Source organism: Halorubrum sp. CBA1125 (genome assembly GCF_009742825.1).
Taxonomy (GTDB): Archaea; Halobacteriota; Halobacteria; order Halobacteriales; family Haloferacaceae; genus Halorubrum.
Genome location: NZ_WPCE01000251.1, coordinates 1 through 3,440, shown reverse-complemented (window position 1 = coordinate 3,440; position 3,440 = coordinate 1). Strand labels below are relative to the sequence as shown.

At 72.7% G+C, this 3,440-nt stretch carries 3 protein-coding genes and 1 pseudogene; 1 reads left to right on the top strand and 3 read right to left on the bottom strand.

Features of this window, described 5'->3' with window-relative positions; translation table 11 throughout:
* Window positions 1–346: pseudogene (locus GJ633_RS18320) on the bottom strand (Lrp/AsnC family transcriptional regulator); the annotation flags it as partial.
* Between the two features lie 174 nt (window positions 347–520).
* Here GJ633_RS18320 and GJ633_RS15150 point away from each other — a divergent pair.
* Window positions 521–1,600 (top strand): TrmB family transcriptional regulator sugar-binding domain-containing protein, encoded by a 1,080-nt coding sequence (locus GJ633_RS15150; protein WP_156589467.1) that lies wholly within the window; start codon window positions 521–523, stop codon window positions 1,598–1,600.
* 96 nt (window positions 1,601–1,696) lie between these two features.
* Here GJ633_RS15150 and GJ633_RS15145 read toward each other — a convergent pair whose 3' ends face one another.
* A complete protein-coding gene (locus GJ633_RS15145) occupies window positions 1,697–2,677 on the bottom strand; it encodes a hypothetical protein (RefSeq protein WP_321169117.1) in 981 nt (326 codons plus the stop codon).
* A 22-nt stretch (window positions 2,678–2,699) separates the two neighbouring features.
* The coding region (locus tag GJ633_RS17325; RefSeq protein ID WP_197431369.1) for a thioredoxin reductase at window positions 2,700–3,440 on the bottom strand (741 nt) is incomplete at its 5' end.

Below are 3,440 nucleotides of genomic sequence, written 5' to 3'. Positions count from 1 at the left end.
CGGACCGTGGCGTCGTCGGTCCGCGCCGAGAACGTCACGTCGCCCCTCGGCGGTGAGGAACGCGTGTTCGACCCGGTCGTGCGCCGCGATCGCCTCGTGGGCCGCCTCGGCGTCGTCGGGCGACACGCGGACCTCACGAGCGCCGAGGGGCCCGTCGAGAGCGCGTCGCCGTCGACGCGCAGGGTGAACCCCCTCGATCACGCCCGGCCTCCTGGAGCCGGTCGACGCGGTCCGACACCGCGGGCGCCGAGAGCCCGACGTGGTCGGCGATGTCGCTGTAGGGACGCCGGGCGTCGGCGAGCAGCAGTCGAAGGATCTCCCGGTCCGTCTCGTCGAGCGTGCGCATACGGGTGGCTTCCCCGGCCGCCCTGAAAAACGTGCCGCGGACGGGGGTCTCCCCGCCGGACGCCGTCTCTGTTCCCGTCTCGCTCTCCGTACCACACGTCACACGGGTTCCACCCGGTCACTTACCGCGTTTTCCACCCCCGTCGCTTATGTGGAACGCGCGCACGCCGTCCGTATGGACGACCGGACGCTGATCGACCGCCTCCGCCGATTCGGGCTCTCCGAGAAGGAGATCGACACGTACCTCTGTCTGCTGGAGCACGGCGAGGCCACCGCGAGCACCGTCTCCGACGCCGCCGACGTGTCGAAGCGGTACGTCTACAGCGTGAGCGAGTCGCTCGCGGAGCGGGGGTTCGTCGAGGTGAACGACCACGTGGTGCCGACGACGATCCGCGCGACTCCGCCGGCGGAGGTGGTCGAGCGGCTGCGCGCGGACGTCGACGCGCTCCGGCCGGAGCTGGAGGAACGCTTCGCACGGGTGGAGCGGTCGGCGGAGCAGTTCGAGGTCGTCAAGGCCCGCGCGACGGTCCTCAAGCGGATCCGGTCGCTGCTGGCTGACGCCGAGTCGGAGGCGGCGCTGTCGGTCCCGGCACGGTACCTCTCGGAGGTGCGCGGAGCACTGGCAGACGCGGTCGACCGTGGCATCCTCGTGCTGCTGGTCGTCGCCGGCGTCGATCCGAATCCGCCGGATAACGGTCCCTCCGACCCGGACGACGCCCCCGACCTAGACGGCGTCGCGACCGTCGCCCGGACGTGGCGCGAGGCGATGCCGACGATCCTCGCCGTCGACGCCGCGACGGGGGTCGTCGCCCCGCCGGAGCTGGTGGGTCGCACAGACACGGACCGGCAGGCGATCGTCTTCGCGCAGGCGCAGATCGCCCCGGTCATCGTCGGCTCGTTCCTCGGTAACTACTGGCCGCCGGCTTCGGAGGCGTGGGTCGCCGACCCCGCACCCCTGCCCGCCGAGTACGCGAACTTCCGGCACGCGGTCCTGACGGTGACGCTCCATCGCCGCGCCGGGACGACCCTGCGCGTGACCGTGGGCGGCCGCCGGACCGACGACGACGCAGACGTCGAACTCACCGGCCGTGTCGCAGACGTGAGACAGGGGCTGGTCGAGCCCACCACGAACGAGTTCCCGGTCCAGCACACCCTCGTGGTCGACACCGGCTCCGGCACCACCTCCGTGGGCGGTCACGGCGCGTTCGTGGAGGACGTCGAGGCCGACCTCGTTCGGATCGAATCGGCGGACTGAGCGAAGATCTCACGGGCCGAAGAATTCACTGACCGAAGATCTCACCGACCGAAGACCGTCAGATCCGGTCGTCAGCGGCCGCGCGGTGCAGGCTCCTCACCGCCGGATCGCGGCGCTCGCGAGCCCACCGGGATCGCCGGCGGCGGAGGCGAGCCGGAGCCGCCACCCGTCGTCGACGGGCGCGACCCGCACCGTGTCCGGTCGATCTGCGGGCAGCGTCCGGCGGAACAGCTCGAGGACGACCGGAAGCGTCGGGAGCCGGCCGTCCCGCGGGGTCAGCGCGTATCCGGACACGCGGACCGTCGTCGCAGTCCCGGGACGGCGCGTGTATCGGTCGAGCACGCCGACCGCCGCGAGCCGGTCTAGGGCCCCCGCGATCGGGTCGTCGCTCGTCGCCTCCGGGAGCCGAGCGGCGGCGTCGGCGAGCACCGCAGCCTGCTCGGGGGGAGCGAGCCTACGGTCGAGCTCCGAGGCCGTGGCCTCGAGCAGGCACACGCAGAGGTCGTCCGGATCGCCGATCCGCTCGGCGAGCGTGAAGTACGCGCGAATGACCGCGGACTCGACGGCGTCGTGGTCCGCCGCGGAGAGCGCCTCGAAGACCGCCGCCGCGGCGTCGTGACAGAACTGGACGCGGTCGCGGTCGTGGTTGCGGTCGCGGTTGCAGTCGCGGTCGCGGACACGGTGGGAGTCGGCACCGGAGCGATCGTCGCCGGATCCCACGACGGGATCGGAGAGCGTCCACCGGGCCGCGTCGTCCGGCGAGAAACGTCGGACGTCGTGCGACCCGTCGGTGGTGCCGGCGTCCGGAGCGCCGTCCGTCTCCGCTCGATCGGCGGCGTGCTCGTGCCGGACGATCACGTCATAGAAGGGCACCTGCGGGTCGTACTGCCGGAGCGCGGCGCGGTACTGCTCGGTGGCCCGGGCCGCGGCCCGCGCGGTGGGACGGCTCTCGAACCGGAGTCCCGCGGCAGGTACCGGGCGGTCGCCGTATCGGGCGCAGACGAGGGTGTACTCGCCCGTCTCGCTCGCGAGCGACTCGATGTGGTCGCTGATATCCAGGAGCGTCGTTCCGATCACGTCCGGGTCACCCCTCTCGACCTCACTCCTCCAGGCTCGGGTGCGTCTCCTGCGGGTCGGGATGGGGATCCGCGAACCGGTCGCGCATCGCCTCGAGCGAGGCGGCCTCGCGCTCGCGCCGCTCGCGCTCGCCGATCTCCTCACAGCCCGGCGGCAGGTCACGCCCGCGATCGGTGAAGTACCCCTCGGGGGCGACCCAGTCGTGGTAGAACGGCCGGTCGTCGTCCTCCAGGAGCGTCACGGCCACCTCGGCGCCGTGGCCGGCACACACCGCCGCCTGGTGGGGCTTCTCCGCGAGCCGGCCGGCCGCGTACAGCCCGTCGACGCCGGTCCGCCCGCGCTCGTCGGTGTCGACGTACGCCTTCCCGCGGTCGAGGATTCCGATCCCGTCGACGTCGGTGAGGTAGCTCACCTCGTTCTTCGTCGCCGCCACGACGTACCGGGTCAGCCGGCGGTCACCCGTCGCCGTCTCGACGGCGAAACGGGGCGGGCCTCCGTCGCCGTCGGCGTCGGTGCGGTCTCGCCCGTCACCGTCACCGGCGGCGAGGTGATCGACCCGCACGACTCGGTCCTCGAGTCGCTCTGCGCCCGCGTTCTCGGCCTGCTCGCCGACGAGGTCGAGCAGGTGACGGGCGTTGACCCCGAAGGGGAACCCGGGGAAGTTCTCCAGGTGCGCGTTCCGACGGACCAGCGACCCGCCCTCGTCGACGACGAGCGTGTCGAGGTCGGCCCGGGCGGTGAACACCGCCGCCGAGAGCCCGGC

Bases quoted from the DNA above. Each gene is read 5' to 3' on its own strand.
- GJ633_RS15150 (WP_156589467.1), top strand. From the start codon at position 521: ATGGACGACCGGACGCTGATCGACCGCCTCCGCCGATTCGGGCTCTCC.